Origin of the sequence: Aidingimonas halophila (assembly GCF_900106955.1) — a bacterium.
Classification (GTDB): domain Bacteria; phylum Pseudomonadota; class Gammaproteobacteria; order Pseudomonadales; family Halomonadaceae; genus Aidingimonas; species Aidingimonas halophila.
Genome location: NZ_FNNI01000006.1, coordinates 280,496 through 296,990, shown reverse-complemented (window position 1 = coordinate 296,990; position 16,495 = coordinate 280,496). Strand labels below are relative to the sequence as shown.

9 protein-coding genes are annotated in these 16,495 nt (G+C 61.4%); 8 read left to right on the top strand and 1 reads right to left on the bottom strand.

Annotated elements, in window-relative coordinates; translation table 11 throughout:
• Entirely contained in the window at positions 1–339 is a 339-nt protein-coding gene (locus tag BLW01_RS13180; RefSeq protein ID WP_092570453.1) for a 4a-hydroxytetrahydrobiopterin dehydratase, read from the bottom strand.
• A gap of 153 nt (positions 340–492) precedes the next feature.
• Between BLW01_RS13180 and BLW01_RS13175 the strand changes: the two genes are divergently transcribed.
• From BLW01_RS13175 to BLW01_RS13140, 8 genes are all read left to right on the top strand, one after another.
• Positions 493–1,110 carry a hypothetical protein gene (locus BLW01_RS13175; RefSeq protein ID WP_229806456.1) on the top strand — a complete coding sequence of 206 codons (618 nt, stop codon included), beginning with the start codon at positions 493–495 and terminating at the stop codon, positions 1,108–1,110.
• A gap of 63 nt (positions 1,111–1,173) precedes the next feature.
• The gene (gltB, locus tag BLW01_RS13170) at positions 1,174–5,709 is read left to right on the top strand and encodes a glutamate synthase large subunit (RefSeq protein ID WP_092570449.1); all 4,536 of its coding nucleotides are present in this window, start codon (positions 1,174–1,176) and stop codon (positions 5,707–5,709) included.
• Positions 5,709–7,184, top strand: coding sequence for a glutamate synthase subunit beta (locus BLW01_RS13165; protein WP_092570448.1), 1,476 nt, complete (start codon positions 5,709–5,711; stop codon positions 7,182–7,184). Before gltB ends, BLW01_RS13165 begins: the two co-directional genes overlap by 1 nt.
• 63 nt (positions 7,185–7,247) lie before the next feature.
• A complete protein-coding gene (locus tag BLW01_RS13160; protein WP_092570446.1) occupies positions 7,248–8,627 on the top strand; it encodes a hypothetical protein in 1,380 nt (459 codons plus the stop codon).
• On the top strand, positions 8,624–9,394 hold the full coding sequence (locus tag BLW01_RS13155) for a hypothetical protein (protein ID WP_092570444.1): 771 nt from the start codon (positions 8,624–8,626) through the stop codon (positions 9,392–9,394). The genes BLW01_RS13160 and BLW01_RS13155 overlap by 4 nt, the downstream gene beginning before the upstream one ends.
• Positions 9,391–14,262, top strand: a complete 4,872-nt coding sequence (locus BLW01_RS13150; RefSeq protein WP_092570442.1) for a hypothetical protein — start codon at positions 9,391–9,393, stop codon at positions 14,260–14,262. Before BLW01_RS13155 ends, BLW01_RS13150 begins: the two co-directional genes overlap by 4 nt.
• A gap of 130 nt (positions 14,263–14,392) precedes the next feature.
• Positions 14,393–15,454, top strand: coding sequence for an HlyD family secretion protein (locus BLW01_RS13145; RefSeq protein ID WP_092570440.1), 1,062 nt, complete (start codon positions 14,393–14,395; stop codon positions 15,452–15,454).
• Positions 15,444–16,472: a DUF2955 domain-containing protein gene (locus tag BLW01_RS13140; RefSeq protein WP_092570439.1), complete on the top strand. Its 1,029-nt coding sequence runs from the start codon at positions 15,444–15,446 to the stop codon at positions 16,470–16,472. Before BLW01_RS13145 ends, BLW01_RS13140 begins: the two co-directional genes overlap by 11 nt.
• Positions 16,473–16,495 lie beyond the last annotated feature (23 nt).

Sequence of the window (16,495 nt, the reverse complement as noted above, 5' to 3'; positions counted from 1 at the left end):
TTATGCTGCTACCTCGTCGGTTCTGGCGGCCAGAATGAAATCGTTCTTGTGCAAGCCCTTGATCTTGTGGGACCACCACGTAACGGTCACTTTCCCCCATTCGGTCAGTAGTGCCGGATGATGGTCCGCTTCCTCGGCAAGCTGGCCGACCTTGTAGGTGAAATCCAGGGCTTGCTGGAAATTGGGGAATTTGAAGACCCGCTCCAGTTGCATGATGCCATCCCGCTCAACGATCTGCCACTCGGGAATGTCCTGCTTGTACTGGGCGATCTCTTCCTCGCTGACCCGTGGGGCATCGATACTGCACGCTTCACACGTCTGTTGGGACAGATTGGCCATGTTGCCTCCTCGTTTGCGTTGCGGCAGTGAAACAAGCGTCATTGGAAAGGATAAGACGCTTGTGCTCATCTATCACATATGGGGTTGTCAGGTGCGTGAGTCAATCCCGATAGTGGATGGTTTCGAAGTGCGCAGGAGATGCAAGGGGGCAGCATGGCAAGAATGCATGAGCGACGGCTGCCGTGGTGGCCGAAATGGCTGTTCAGTCTCTGGATCCTGTGTTGGGCTCCCACCTATGTCGTGTTGCTGGGACCACAGAACTTCCTGTGGTTGTGCAATCTGGCCAATTTCCTGATTCTGGTCGCTCTCTGGACGGAGAGCCGCCGCCTGATGTCCATGCAGTTGCTGGCGGTCCTGCTGGTGGGCACGTTGTGGGCCGTGGATGTCGGAACCGCGCTGGTGACGGGCTGGCACCCGATCGGCGGTACCGAATACATGTTTGACCCGGACCATCCGGCGGTGACACGGGCGTTGTCGCTCTATCATCTGATTCTGCCGATCGTGGCATCGCTGTCGGTGTGGCGACTCGGTTTCGATCGGCGTGCGATCCTGTGGCAAACCGGCTTGACGTGGCTGATCGTTCCACTGAGTTATGCAATCACCGATCCCGAACGCAATATCAATTGGGTACATGGGCCCTTCGGTCAGCCTCAGGAGAGCCTCGATCCGCTCGTTTATCTGGTCGGCCTGATGGTGGCATGGCCGCTGGCGGTCTATCTACCGGTACAACTGTTGATGATCTGTCTGCAGCGTTGGCGATCCATATCCTAGTATGGAGAGACAGTGCCTATTATTGGATAGGACATAGTCACCGGGCAGGGGGTAACCAGCGATATGCGATACCCGAGAGGCCAATCGCGCCCGTCACTGAATACCAACCGTACCGGCCATGCGCATTGCGGGGTCGGTACGGTTCTCAATATCCGTGGCGAGCGATCCCATGAACTGGTCGATGATGGCTTGCGGATGCTGTGTCATCTCGATCACCGGGGGGCCCGCGGTGCAGAGGAAAATACCGGTGATGGTGCCGGAATGCTGCTCCAGGTCCCCCATCGTTTGTTGAACGATGTCATCGACGACTTGCCGTCTGAGGGTAGCTACGGCATTGCGCAGCTGTTTCTGCCTCGCAATCAGACACGTTACCGGGCCATCAAACGACTGATAGAGTCGACCGTCGAGGATCTGGGGTATCGCCTGCTGGCCTGGCGTTTGGTGCCCACCGATAACCGGGGATTGGGAGAAACGGCCCTGGCGAGTGAGCCTCGGGTGGAGCAGTGTATCGTGGTGCCGAATCAGCCATTGTCGGCATCCGCACTCGACGTGGGACTCTATGTGCTGCGTTGTCAGATTCAGAACCGAGTTCGTGACCGTGAGTTGGGCGGTGAGGGCGCAGAGCTTTTTTATATCTGTAGCCTCGATCGCAAGCGCATCGTCTACAAGGGGTTGCTGACCTGTGCTCAACTGGGCAGCTACTACCCGGATCTGCAGGATGCACGCACGCAAAGCGCACTGGTTCTGGTTCACTCGCGGTTTTCGACCAATACGCTGGGCGCCTGGGAGCTGGCCCATCCTTACCGTACCGTAGTGCATAACGGCGAATTCAATACGCTGCGGGGCAATGTCAACTGGATGCGGGCTCGTGAGCCATTATTATCGAGTGACCGGTTCGGTGATGACGTCGAGCGGATTCTGCCGGTACTCGCCGAGGAGGGCCAGAGCGATTCCGCGGATTTCGATCACGTCCTCGAGCTGTTATTGATCGGTGGTCGCTCGTTGCCGCACGCCTTGCGCATGTTGATTCCCGAAGCCTGGGAACAAGATGCCGCGATGTCGGCCGAGAAGCGGGCCTTCTATGACTATCACTCTACCTTCATGGAGCCTTGGGATGGGCCGGCACTGGTGGTGGCTACCGACGGTGATGCCGTTGGTGCCGTGATCGACCGTAATGGGTTACGTCCCTGTCGCTACTGCCTCACGCGTGACGACAAGCTGATCATGGCCAGCGAGAACGGGACGCTGGATACCGATTTCGGTGAGATCGTTCAACAGGGTCGACTGCGGCCGGGCCAGCTCTTCCTTGCCGATACGCGCCAGCAGCGTATCGTGCCGGAGGCGGAGATCTTCGATGAACTGACGCGTGCCGCACCGTATGGCGAATGGCTGGCGAGCCAACGGGTCTCGCTCGAGGCATTGACCGAAGATCGGCCGGCATCGACTGGGGAGCGGTTGCCATCGGCGGCATTGACGGCGCATCAGTGTGCCTTCGGCTACACCATGGAAGGCTTGCGGGTACTGTTGGCACCCATGGCGGAATCGGGCAAGGACCCACTGGGGGCAATGGGCAACGATACCCCGTTGGCCGTGCTGTCGGCACAGCGCAAGCCGCTGTTCGCTTACTTCCACCAATTGTTTGCTCAAGTCACCAATCCACCACTGGATTATTTGCGTGAATCGCTTGTCACCTCGCTGCGCTCCCACCTCGGGGCTCAGGGCAGCCTGCTTGAGGCGACGTCGCGTCACTGCCGTCGACTCTGCCTCGAATCACCGATTCTCGATGACCGCTCGTTTGCTGCCGTCGAGACGCTGGATCGGGATGGGTTGCGTGTGTCCCGCCTCGACACCACCTATGCGCCCGGCGATGACCTCGCCAAGGTGATCGAGCGACTGAGACAGGACGCGGAAGCCGCGATCGATCGCGGTAGCTCCCTGCTGGTGCTCGATGATCGTCGGGCGGGGGCGACGCGTGTGGCGATTCCGTCTCTGCTCATGGTCAGCGCCGTCCACCATGGCTTGATTCGCGCTGGAAAACGGAGTCAGGCCTCATTGATACTTTGTGTCGGGGAACCTTATGCCGTGCATCATCACTGCACGCTGATCGGCTATGGAGCGGATGCGGTCTATCCCTGGCTGGCCTACCGCAGTCTCGAGCAATTGCATGCCTCGGGATCGCTGAACGGAGTGGACGAGGCCGGTGCCGCCTGCCACGCGTACAAGCAGGCCGTCGAGGATGGGCTGCTCAAGGTCATGGCCAAGCTGGGGATTTCGACCCTGGAAAGTTACAAGGGGGCGCAGGCCTTTGAGGGCATCGGTCTCGATGTCTCGCTGGTCGATGACTATTTCACCGGTACGCCGGCGCATATTCCGGGTATCGGCCTTGCCGAGATCGATGCCGACAACGTCCGCGCCCACACCGTTGCCTACAGTGACCGTATCGCCGGTAATCTGCCGCTTTTGCAAGGCGGCGATTTCTACTGGCGGCGTGACGGCGAGTGGCACCAATGGAATCCACAGACCATCGGTTACCTGCAGCAGGCCGCACGTCAGAATGACGCGGAAAGTTATCGTCGTTTCGCGGAACTCATCAACGACCAGGATCAGCGGTTGCAGACGCTAAGAGGCTTGCTCGATTTCGAGATTGATGAGGCGGTATCGATTCCCATCGGTCAGGTGGAGTCCGCCGATTCGATTCTGACCCGCTTCGGGACCGGGTCGATGTCGTTCGGCGCCCTCTCACGCGAGGCCCACGAAGTCATGGCCATTGCCATGAATCGTATCGGCGGCAAGGCCGGCAGTGGCGAAGGCGGCGAACAGGTCGAGCGTTTCGGTACGGATGCAGAGAACTCGATGAAACAGTGTGCCTCGGGCCGTTTCGGCGTCACGGCACAGTATCTGGCCAATGCACGCCAGATCGAGATCAAGATGGCTCAGGGAGCCAAACCCGGCGAAGGAGGCGAATTGCCGGGTGGCAAGGTCGATGAAGCGATCGCCGAAGTCCGCTTTACCGTACCTGGTGTGGGACTGATTTCACCGCCGCCCCATCACGATATCTATTCGATCGAGGATCTGGCCCAGTTGATCCATGATCTCAAATGCGCCAATCCGGAAGCCGAGATTCATGTCAAGCTGGTTTCCAAGGCCAATGTCGGCACTATTGCGGCCGGGGTGGCCAAGGCCCGTGCCGATGCCGTGCTGATTTCCGGCGATGCCGGAGGCACCGGGGCGGCCAAGAAGACCTCGATCAAGCACACCGGCACGCCCTGGGAACTGGGATTGGCGGAAACGCATCAAGTCCTGATGGCCAACCGCCTGCGCTCCCGGATCACCGTACGGGCCGATGGCGGGATGAAGACCGGACGGGACGTCGCCATGGCTGCGCTGCTCGGTGCCGAAGAGTTCGGGTTCGGTACGGCCCCCATGGTTGTTGTCGGCTGTCTCTTGTTACGCAAATGCCACTGCAATACGTGTTCGGTCGGCGTGGCGACGCAGGATCCGCGCCTGCGTGAGCAATTCGATGGTCAGGCCGAGCATGTCGTCAACTATATGCGCTTCGTTGCCGAAGAGTTGCGCGAGATCATGGCCCGTCTTGGCTTTCGGACGCTACGCGAGATGATCGGGCGAGTCGACCGGTTGCGTGAGCGTCGGGTGGAACACCCTCGCGGATTCTCATTGGATCTGTCGGCATTACTGACCCGCGTCGAATCCAGCGACACATCCTATAAGTCGCGTGAGCAGAATCACCAGCTCGAAGACAAACTGGATCAGCGCTTGATTGCCCGAGCGGCGGAGGCATTCGAGAGTGGCGAGACAGTCCGGCTCGAGACACCGGTGTGCAATCGCGACCGTAGTGTCGGCACGCTGCTGTCCTCGCGGTGGGTCAAGCACCATGGCGGGCAACCTCCCGAAGGCTGTGGTCTGGACGTGCACCTCCATGGTTCGGCCGGGCAGAGCTTCGGGGCATTCGTCGCTGACGGCATCGGCTTGCATCTGTGTGGCGAAGCCAATGACTATGTCGGCAAAGGGCTATCCGGTGGTCTGCTCACCATTCGGATGCCGGATACCGCCGGTTATGCCGCGGCCGATAATGTCATCATCGGGAATGTGGCGTTGTTTGGTGCCACTCGCGGTGAGGCCTATATCAACGGCCTGGCAGGTGAGCGGTTCGGTGTCCGCAATTCCGGCGCTCTGGCAGTGGTCGAAGGCGTGGGGGATCATGGCTGTGAATACATGACGGCCGGCGTGGCGTTGATTCTCGGACCATGTGGCAAGAACTTCGCCGCCGGCATGAGTGGTGGCGAAGCGTATCTGTTCGATGAGGACGGAACGCTGGCGGCGTTCATCAATCCCGAGCGGGTCGGACTGGAACGGCTCCAGGACGATCGCGACGTCGCACTTGTCCGCAGGCTGCTTGAGAACCACCTCGTCTACACCGGGAGTCGACGGGCTCGTGCTCTGCTGGATGACTGGACGATGACGTTGAAATGCATGCGTAAAGTGGTCCCCGAAGCCTATGCCGACATCGTCAATCGTGAATTGTCCGAGGGGCGCGATATCCGGACGGCATTGCCGTCCGTCGCCCGGGAGGTGGCCTGATGGATGAACGGCATCCCGATGGTTTTCTGAAGCATCCGCGCGAGGCGATCGGTAAGCGCGACCCTGCCGAACGACGGGGGGATTACCGGGAAATCTATGCGCCGAGCTGGGAGGAAGCGCACCTGCGCCGGCAAGGCGAGCGGTGTATGGATTGCGGTGTGCCGACCTGTCATGGCGGCTGCCCGATCGGTAATCTGATTCCCGAATGGAATGATCTGGTGTATCGCGGCCAGTGGCGTGAGGCCCTGGAGCGGCTGCATGCCACCAACAATTTTCCCGAATTCACCGGTTATACCTGCCCCGCGCCCTGCGAGCCGGCATGTACGCTGGCCTATAATGCCGACGCGGTTGCAATCAAGAGTCTCGAACGGGCCATTGTCGACAAGGGCTGGGAGATGGACTGGATTCGGCCTGAACCGCCGCGGCACCGTACCGGCAAGCAAGTGGCGGTTGTCGGTAGCGGACCGGCGGGGCTGGCATGCGCCCAACAGCTCAATCGCGCCGGCCATACCGTCACCGTCTATGAGCGGGATGAGTCCCTTGGCGGCCTCATGACCCTGGGGATACCCGATTTCAAGTTCGACAAGCGCCAGGTGACGCGTCGGCTCGATCAACTACGCCGAGAGGGGATCGTTTTCCAGACGAAGGTCGAGGTCGGTGTGACCGTGTCGCTTGCCGAGTTGCGTGAACGTGCGGATGCCGTCTGTCTTGCCATCGGCGCCCAGGCCCATCGCGACGTGTCGGTCCCGGGGCGCGAGCTGGCGGGCATTCACTTCGGGATGACGTATCTGACCGATGAAAATCGGCGCCAGGCAGGGGGTGGCCCGGTCTCGATCGATGCCGGCGGCAAGCGCGTGGTGGTGCTTGGCGGTGGCGATACAGGGGCCGACTGTGTGGCTACGGCGCATCGGCAGGGGGCGGTGGATGTGGCACAGATCAGTGTCCGCGATCAGCCGCCCGCTACACGCCCGGAGGACAATCCCTGGCCCTGGCAGCCGAGCATCTTCGAGCAGACCTATGCTCTGGAGGAAGGCGGTCAGGCGCTCTATGCTCTCGATGTCACTGCGTTCGTCGATGAGGACGGTGATGGGCGTGTCGATGCCCTGATGGCCGAGCGAGTCAAGTGGACGCTCGACACGCAAGGGCGGCGTATCGATAAAACCGTGCTGGAACATGACGTCAGAGTGGCGGCCGATCTGGTCTTGATCGCCATCGGCTTTGGTGGTGCCCAGGCACAGGCGCTCGCGCAACAGGGAATTACCCTGACCGACAGCGGTCGGGTGGCGGCCGATGAGTCCATGATGACCTCCCTTGAGGGGGTCTTTACCACCGGGGATAGCCGGCGAGGTCCCTCTTTGGTGGTCTGGGCGATCGGGGAGGGACGTGATGCCGCGCACCACATTGACGGCTATCTGATGGGCGAGTCTCGCTTGCCCCCGAGCCTCGCGACACAGTCACCGCCCACGGATGACTGACACGTCCGATGACCGCGAGAGCGAGGATTGGCATAATGGGCGTTTTTCCTTCAGGGACGACCCATGACTGCCTGGAGCAAGCTACTCCTTGCCACGACACGTTTGATCGATCTGCACGATAGCGCTCACGAACCAGGATCGCCGTTCGTGCAGGTCAGCCAGGAGCAGCGCCGCGGCCTGCGCGATGGTTACTGGCTGGATCTCGGCTGCCTGCTGCTGGATTTCCTGCTCGACATGGATTTCACCACCAACAGCGCGTTCGTCTCCCAGACACGCTGTCTGGCCGCCCTGCGTGATCATTATCCCGAACTGCCCGCGGATGATCTGGCGTTCGTCATCAATCTGCTGTCGACCCCGAGTGAATTGCATTACCGCGTCTCGTCGTCGGATATCGATGCGTCGGAGCGCACCGTCAGCAGCTCGAAGCGTACCGCACTGATCGAAAAGCAGGGCCATACAGGCCAGGTCCGGCTGACGCCCAGTGGACGTCAGGCGGTGACATTGGCCAGCCAGGTCGAAGACCTGCTGTATTCCGAATACGACGCCGCCAAGATACTGGCTGCACTGGCGCGAGGTGACTTCGCCCGCATCCCCGATATCACCAATCAGATTCTCATGGCGACGCGGGGGCTCACCCAGGAGCTGCGACGGGTGCGTGAAAACCCCTCGCGGGAAGGCAAGCTGCAAGCCTTTCTCGACAACGAGCGCCATTATCACAATGCCTTGTCCACGATTCAGAACACGCTGCTGGGAGCCCGTTCGCAACTGTCCACGCCCGAGGTGATGTCTCGTTTCGAGCAATGGCGTGAGGCCCAGGAAGAGGAGTGGGACTTGCGCATGCTGTCCGGCGCCATTGGGCGGGTGCTGACGGCAATCGAAAATCTTTCCCGGCGGCTGTCGGAACTGCTTTCGGATATTGCCGAGGGACGCATACAGTCGATGGGCGTGATCGATTTTTCCGACCTGGCCCGCGGGCTGTTGAGTCAGCCGTTGCCGACGGCCATGAGGGACGCCATCGTGCCGCGCATGATGCCCTTCGCCGTGACGACTGTCGTACCGCGGGTGGATACGTTGATGCCACTGATCGAGACGCGCCGTGCGGAAACCCGGGCGACGGCGCTGGTGTTCGACGAACAGCAGGACGTGCCACAGGACGATCCCCTGCTGGTGCGCTTTCTGGATACGCAGGGGCCGGCATTGCGCGAACGTCTGGACCGGTCGCCCCTATCGCTGCCCGAGGCACTGGAGGAAGCCTGGCACCGTCTCGGTGACGAGGACTGCCTGGCACAACTGCTCAACACCTTCGTGGATACCCAATTGCTCGATGAACGCCTGACGGTCGGCATCGAGCCCCGTCGTTTCGTGGTCACGCTGGATGATGGCCGCCGTATCGAGGGGGCGGTGACTCCCTCGCTGCGTTTTGCACAGGAAGATACCGTATGAACATGACTGAAATGGGGGAAGTGGTCGCCTATTTATTGCGCTATCGCACGGCGGAACGCCAACCCGGTGGCAGACGGAAGCGTCGTGCTGCCAGAGAGGGCCAGCTCGCCGAACGCGATGTCTGCGCCCTGATCGATGACGCCCATGAATCCGAGCGCGACGCCTTGCGCGACTTCCTGGCCGGCCAGGGACTTCGCCTGCGGATCTTCGAACCGGGCGATTACCCGGGCATTGCACCGGGGTCGCGTCTCTATGCGTTGCTGCCGGATCCGGAACTGGAACTGCCGCCGCTCTATACCCGTGATCCGGTCTTCGATGCGCTGCGCCTGCGCCAGGAGAGTCGTGCCGAACTGGCCCAATGGTATCTGCAGCTTTGGTTGCTGATGCAGACGCTATTGTATACCCGTCTCAACCGTGCGCCGTCGGATGTCAGCCGTTACCAGGAGGCGGCGTTCTCGACCACGGAACTCATCGAGCTGATGCGTGAGCAACTCGAGACGCTGCGCATGATGGAAGATGCCGCTCCCGAAACCCGTCGTGCGCTGCTCGATGAGCGAGGCGAGGATATCAGCCGTCGCGTGCGAGCGTTCCTCGACATCCAGGTACGTGCCGGTCAGCTCGAACCGGTGCGCGACAGCCATGACGACGCGGGTGATATCTGGCAGCAGACGCTGCTGGGTGCCCTCGAAGTCGAGCAGGTCGGCGTACACCATCTATCCCACCTGCAATCCCTTGTCGAGTCCCCGGCCGAGGAGGCCTCCGCATGAGCGTGATCCACCGCATCGAAGTCGCGAACCTGCTCAACAAGCACGGCGATATCGCCTCTCCCTGGGATGCCAAGATGCGGCACCTGCTACTCGATCTGCGTGGTCAGTCGAGTGCCATCAGCATGGAAAACGGTTTTGGCAAGACCACGCTGGCCGAGGCATTGATCGGCATGCTCTCGCGGGATCGCACCCTGCTGACCCGCACGCGCCGCAAGTGTTCCCCGTCGAGCGTCGGCGGTCAGGGGCGGAGCTGGACGCACCTGCGGGTCGAATTTCGCACCGGTGGCAGTGACGGTGGCCAGGAGGACATGCTTGCCGGCGCCGGGGATGAGGTCGCCGGTGAACCTGTGGTGTTCGGCATGTACGGTTACTGTGATGGCAGTGGCCTGTCGTTCTATCACTATGCCGGGCGGCTGGAACAGGTGCCGGTCCATCATATGACCGAGGATGGCAAGCTGGCGTTGTACGCCAATGCCGATGTCCAGGCGGCGATGCGGGCCCATGGTGTGACTCGCAGCGCCAATCGCGAGGAGTGGCTGGATGCGGTCGGCGCCCATGTGTCGCGTCGTGAGCTGGCACAACTCGCGTCCTTCCAGAAAGAAGGGGGAGCCGACAAGAGCCAGATATTCAATGCCATCAGGCCGCGTGCCGGAGAAAACGCCGATCAGGCCTTCTTCTTCGAAGTGCTGGCCCCCCAGATACTTTCCGGAGCCACCCAGGGCGAGACCGATGAAGGAGAGGAACTCATCGAGGACGTGATCCTCAACTCCGGTACCAAGGTCACCGAACTCCGTCACCGGTTGAACGAGGCGGAAGCCGATCAGGGCCGTGCCGAGGACAAGGTGGCCTATCTCGAGTCACTCAACAACCAGGGACAGGCGTTACGCGATGCCAGGGAGTCCCTGGCAGCGATGGATGATGCCCTGGCAGCCAGTGAGCGATTGATCGGCGGTCAGGCCCTGACAGGACTGCCGGGCATTCCGCTGGGCGGTGACGATTGGGCCCGCGGTCTTGCCTGGGTGGCCGGCGATACCGGGCGTCCCCGGGTTGCGTTGTGGTTGCTGGCAAGACTGACGCGGCAATCGGAGCGGCATGTCCGACAGGCGTTGTCCGAGCGGGGGGCGCGAGTCGATTCGCACCGCCGTTTGATTCACGTGCCCGATGCCGATTGGCCGGCGGCCCGAGATGTGGGTCATGTCGCGTTCGATGCCGCACGGGAATGGCTTGCCGACAGTCAGGCATTCAGCGATGATGCGGCACGATATCGTGCCCTGTCGCAACTCGATGAAGCCGCCGACACCTTCGAATCGATGGATGGCAACCGCTGGCGGGAAGAAGTGATTGCCGACCGCACCTATCTCAAGGAACTCAAGACGGATATCGACCGGCTGGATAGCGAATGGGAGCGGCTCGATCAGGAGCGCGAGCAGCTTGAATCCCGTCAACGGGAGTTTACCGATAACCAGAGTTTCTATACCCAGGCGCTGTCCGAGGGGCTCTTTTCGGAAACGGAGCTGGAACATCCCGATGCCACGGAGGCGGCGGTGCAGGAAACCGCCGATCAGGCACGCCGCCGGCTGGCAGAGCATCTGTCGCGAATGGGCGAACTCAAACAAGCGTCGCAAGGGCACGCCGAATTCAAGGCCGCGCATCCCGATACCACGCCTGGCGAACTGCTGGCGCTGAAGAGTGAACAGCAGGAAGCACTGGATGCTGAACACGCCGACCTGACGGCCGAGCGTGACGAAGTGGCCGCTGCCAGGGAGTCGGCGCGGGCCGAACTGGAACGGCTGCGTGGCGAGCGTCAACGGCTCGAAGGTGAGCAGGCGCCGTTGCAACATGGCCGGGAAGCCTGGCAGCAGTTCATGGACCACTGGCCCGACGCCGAAGTGGCCGGGTTCTGGACGCACAAGAAGAACGAACTGGCAGGTCTCAAGCAGTCCTGCCAGGAGTGGCGGCAGCGTCTCGAGACCGCACGTCATCGTCAATCGCAACTGGCATCCCTGGCCGACGCGGCAGCGTCATATGCACATTGGCATGGCGATGCGGAACCGGTGCACTTGCGTGATCGGCTGTACCGACAGTCGCGTGAACTCGACGATGAAGCCCGTCGCCTGGAGCGTGAAGAAGCCCGGCTGCGCGAACTGCATGAAGCCTGGTTGACGTTTCATGAGGCGAACGAGGTGTCTCCCGAGGCCTGGGTGAAGGATGCCAAGGCACGCTACCCACGGTTGCTGCGCGAAACGGAAACGCTCGACCAGCGCATCATTGACCGGGAACACTATCTCGAACAGCTCAGTGGCGATCCTCTGGCACGGCACGCGGCCGAAACCGAGGCCCAGCGCCATCTCGATGAAGCCGGTATCGATTACGCGCCTCTCCACCGTGTCCTGACCTCGGTCGAGGCTCCCCCCGATCAGCATCGCCATTGGTTGGCTCAGGCCGCCGGTCATCTGTTTGCCCCGGTTGTCGACGGCGAGGCCGCGGCTCATGAAGCGGCGAGTCGTCTGGTCGATGCAGGGGTCGGCGTACCGGTGATAGAGGCCGGTCGTCTAGAGGCCATGTTGACGACAGGACAATCACCACTGGGTGCCGTGCAGGGCGTCGAAACGCTTGCAGTCAAGGCGGCCCTGGATCCCGCGCACCTGGAGGCATTGCGCAAGGAGACACAGCAACGACTCGAGATTGATCGCGAGCGACGGACCGCGCTGGATGAGGAGATCACGCGCCTGGATCCGCACGGCGACACCTTTGCACTGGCACGCCAGGCCCAAGCGGCGGAAACGGAAGATGTCGAAACCGCCCTGGCATCCCTGGAGCGGGACAAGGCGGCAGTGGCGTTGCAACGGGAGCAGTTGTCGCCACGCATGAGCCAGGAAGCATTGTCGTCGATCGATGATTACCAGCGGTATCTGCAGGAAGGCGGAGACAAGGCGGTCGAATCGATTGCCAAGGAAGTGGCGGACGCCGAAGCCAGACTGGCCGACTTGTCACCACGGCGAGATGAGGCAGAGCGCGCGCTGGAGCAGTACGGTGCCACATGGCTGGCAGCCGAGCAGTTTGCCGATGCCGGCGGTATCGACCGGTTGGCGGAACTCGATGCACGCTTGCAGCACCTTGCCGAACAGGAAGCGGAGGCGAGTGAGCGGCTCGACCAGTATGCCGAGCGTTTCGAGACACTCGAGAGTCGTCTGTCGTCCCTGGCATCACGGCGGCGTGACCTGTTTGCCGACGGCGAGCGTGAACGGTTACGGCGGCTCGATGCCTTCGAGCGGGAAGGCGGTGAAGCGTTCATGGAGATGGCGTCGCAGGTCGAGGCCGAGCTCGACGAGGCTGTGAGGCTGGCCGGGCGTCGGGCCGACTTCGACTTCTCCCGCATTCGCGCGTATCTGGAGGTACGCGATGAGCGGGGCGGACGCCAGAAACTCGAACGTGACATTGCTCGACTCAAGCGCGAACTGTCCGAGATCCGAGAGTCGCGCAAGACCCGGTTGCAGGAGCAGACGACGGTCGAGACACGACTGGAGACCGGACGACAGGCCATGAACTGGGTCGACCAGCTTGCTATTGCCTGGCTGGAGCGTGTACGTGAGCTGTCAGCGGGGTGGAGTGACCGATTGCGGGCTCATGACAATCTGAGCGAGATCAGCGGCTGGCCGAGCGACCATCCCGATGTCGATAGGCTGAACGATGCCCTGGACCAGTGGCATCGCCTTGCCGGCGCCGGTGAAGGGACCGATACGCTGGACACCTGCCAGCAGACCTTGCTCGATGCCCTCGGCGAACTCAACCTGGGTGAACGTTCACGACAGCGCGAGCGGCTCGCCAGAGAGCTTGAAAATCATGAGCGTCAACTGGCCGGTTCGCTCGACGAAGCCGCGGCAAGTCGCCTGTTCAATGACACCGAGCGGGCCCGCCTGTCGACTCTCGATGGGGCCGGTCCCGGTGCACTCGAGTCGCTTGGCGCCCTGCACGATCAACTGGTGTGTCAGCTTGGGGAGCATCGTGAACGTGTCGCCAAGTTGCATGCCTCACGCGAGCACATCGAGGGGACCCTGGTCGAGCGGTTGGGGTCGATCATTGCCGACGCCGCCGGCAATCTCGATATCCTCAAGCGCGTGGCTCGCCGTAGTAGTGAAGGCGGCGCCTTCTTCGAAGTGAAGGCGTCCTTGATCGATGATGCCGCCGTGCGTGAACTCATTCAGCAATTGCTGGCTGATATCGACGAGCATCAGGCTGCCCAGCGCCGACGTCAACGACAGGGTGACGATAGCGGCAATACCTCTCGCCGCGCGACCGACAAGCAGGATGAGTTGGCCCGACAGATCCGCCGGCGCATCTATCGTGGCCTGTTCCGTGATGTCTCGATTCGACTCAAGCACGACGCCATCCGTCCCCATGGTCGCCTGTTCTCTCTCAACGAGGATATGTCGGAAGGTCAGCGCGAGGCAGTGTCACTGATGTGGTTGGTCAAGCTCTCCGAGTTCGCCATTGAGCGCGGTCTGCGTGAGTATCCTGGTGCACGCCAGCGTCGTGGACAGGGGGGACGCGAGAGCGTGATCCTGCTCGACGGGTTGTTCTCCAAGCTTTCGCATCGGCGCCTGATTCAGGATTCCTTGGAGTCGTTGCGCAATACCCGTGGGCGTTTCCAGATGATCGGGTTGATTCACAACCCCAACTACGAGAACGATCCAGGAATTTTCCCGACCTATCTTGTCGGCAGTGTGATCGGTGGTCAGCAAGGCCAGGGCGGACATGTCGTGGTCCGCGATGGCCACGTTCTGGAACCGGCCAGCGTCGGCCGTAGCGAGGGGGAGGCCAGCGTGTTCGGTATCCATGTTACGGAACCGTCCATGGAGGAATCCTGATCGCCGCTTAATTGTTAGCATGCTAATTAGATGCTAGTATTCTCGTCTCTACGCCCCGTGGATGCTGTGGGTTTCCGGTCTGCGGGGCGTTGCTATCTGGTTGGAACCATTGTCAAACCTGTGAGACGAGATGACTCCAGAACAACGTTTCGCCCGTTGGGTCCGCGTGGCGATCGCGGCATTCATCGGTCTGTTTCTTTATTTCATCATTGCCGATACCTACATGCCCATGACGCCTCAGGCCAGAGCCATGCGACCGGTGACCTCCGTTGCTCCGGAAGTTGATGGCCGGGTCGAGCGCGTTGTCGTCGACAATAACACCCGGGTGGAGGAAGGCGACCTTCTGTTCCGGCTCGATGAGGAACCCTACCGGCTGGCCCTGGAACGGGCACGGCTCACTCGCGAGGAGGCACGTCGTGACAATGCACGACTCAAGGCCGAGTTGGCGGCAGCCCGGGCGGAGCTGGTGGCGGCTCGGGCATCGGCCGATGAGCTCGAACGGGAACGTCGGCGTTACGACACGCTGGCCGAACGTCAGGATGTCTCGCGTCAGCAATATGAACAGGTCGACGCCGATTATCAGAGTGCCAGAGCCTCGGCTGATGCCGCGCAAGCCAATATCGACGCACTCGAGGTGGAGTTGGGAGAGGACGGCGAGGCCAATCTACGTTTGCGTCAGGCGGAAAATGCCGTGGCAACGGCGCAACTCGATCTTGAGCGCACCCGGGTGCGAGCGGAGCACGATGGCATCGTCACCAACCTTCAGCTTCAGGAGGGAAGTGTCACCTCGTCGGGTTCGTCGGTCCTGGCGATTGTCGAGGATGAACTCGACATCGTCGCCGATTTCCGTGAAAAGACACTCCGCCATGTCTCGCCGGGGGATCCGGTGCGGGTGGTATTCGATGCCTGGCCGGGCGAAGTGTTCCAGGCCGAGGTGCGATCAGTGGACCCCGGGGTACAGGATGGCCAGATCCCTGCGGACGGCCAGTTGGCCGATATCCCCACCACGGATCGCTGGGTCCGCGATGCGCAACGCTTGCGACTGCACGTAACGCTCGATGAGTTGCCGGCGTCGCTTCCAGCGAGCGGTGCCCGGGCGACGGTGCAATTGGTACCCGGCGATCACTGGCTGGCATGGCCGTTCGCCTGGTTGCAGATACATGCCATCAGTTGGGTCCACCATGTCTACTGAACACCACGCCTTGAGCGACAACGGGTTACGTCAGTGTCTGAGGGTCGCCGGCGGCGGGGCGCTGGGTTTCGTCATCAGCCATGTGATGGGCTGGAACTATGGTGTGTTCTTTACCGTCTTTCCCATGTTCCTGTTGGGTCTGGTACCGGTCATCAATGCCCAGGTCATCCGTCAGTTCATCGTCAATGTCTGTGTCAATGCGTTGGAAGTCAGTCTCGTCGTGGGTCTGACTCAGCACATGCCGGTGGTGATGACGGCGCTGGTGTTCGCGCTCTTCTATGCACGTTTCCGTCTCATGGCCAGGGGCGCGTTATTCCTGTTTGGTGCCAATGGTGTTCTGACATTGAGCATCCTGCTGCATTTCGCCAGTTATCCGGATCTGGATCTGGCCGATCTGCTGGCAAGCAACATCGTGGCGAGCTTGCTGGCAGTGGCGATTGCGATGCTGATGCATGCAGTTTTTCCCGATGTGGCTGCTCGGCAGATGCCGGCGCGACCGGATAAGTCTCCCGCCCGGATTCGACACGAAACGCTGATCGGTGCCGTGACGGCGACACTGTCGTTCGTGGTGTTCCAGATCTTCGACCTGCGCGACTCGCTGTCGGCACAGATGGCGACGATCCTGATCCTGTTTGCCTTGAGTTATCCCGGTGCCAGGGTATCGGCCGCCAAACGCGCCGTCGGCACACTGCTGGGTTGCAACCTGGCGCTGCTGTTGCAACTGGTGCTGTACAATCATGGCGGCCATCTGGTGCTGGTCACCTTGTGTTACTGGGCAGGGCTGATGCTGTTTGCCCGTCTGCATGTCCTGGAAGGGGCGGGGTCGGGAGTCGGTTTCGGGGGACTGACGACATTGGGAATTCTCTTCGGCCAGTACCTCGGGCCGCAGCAGGATATGGTCTACAGCGCCTTGTATCGCTTCTCATCGATGAGTGTCGCGCTGGTGGTCACCCTGGCCGTCATGGCGTTGCTGCACCGACTGCTGGACAGTTGGGAACCGACCCGTTCCACGGCATGATGGGATGACACGATCTCGCAGAT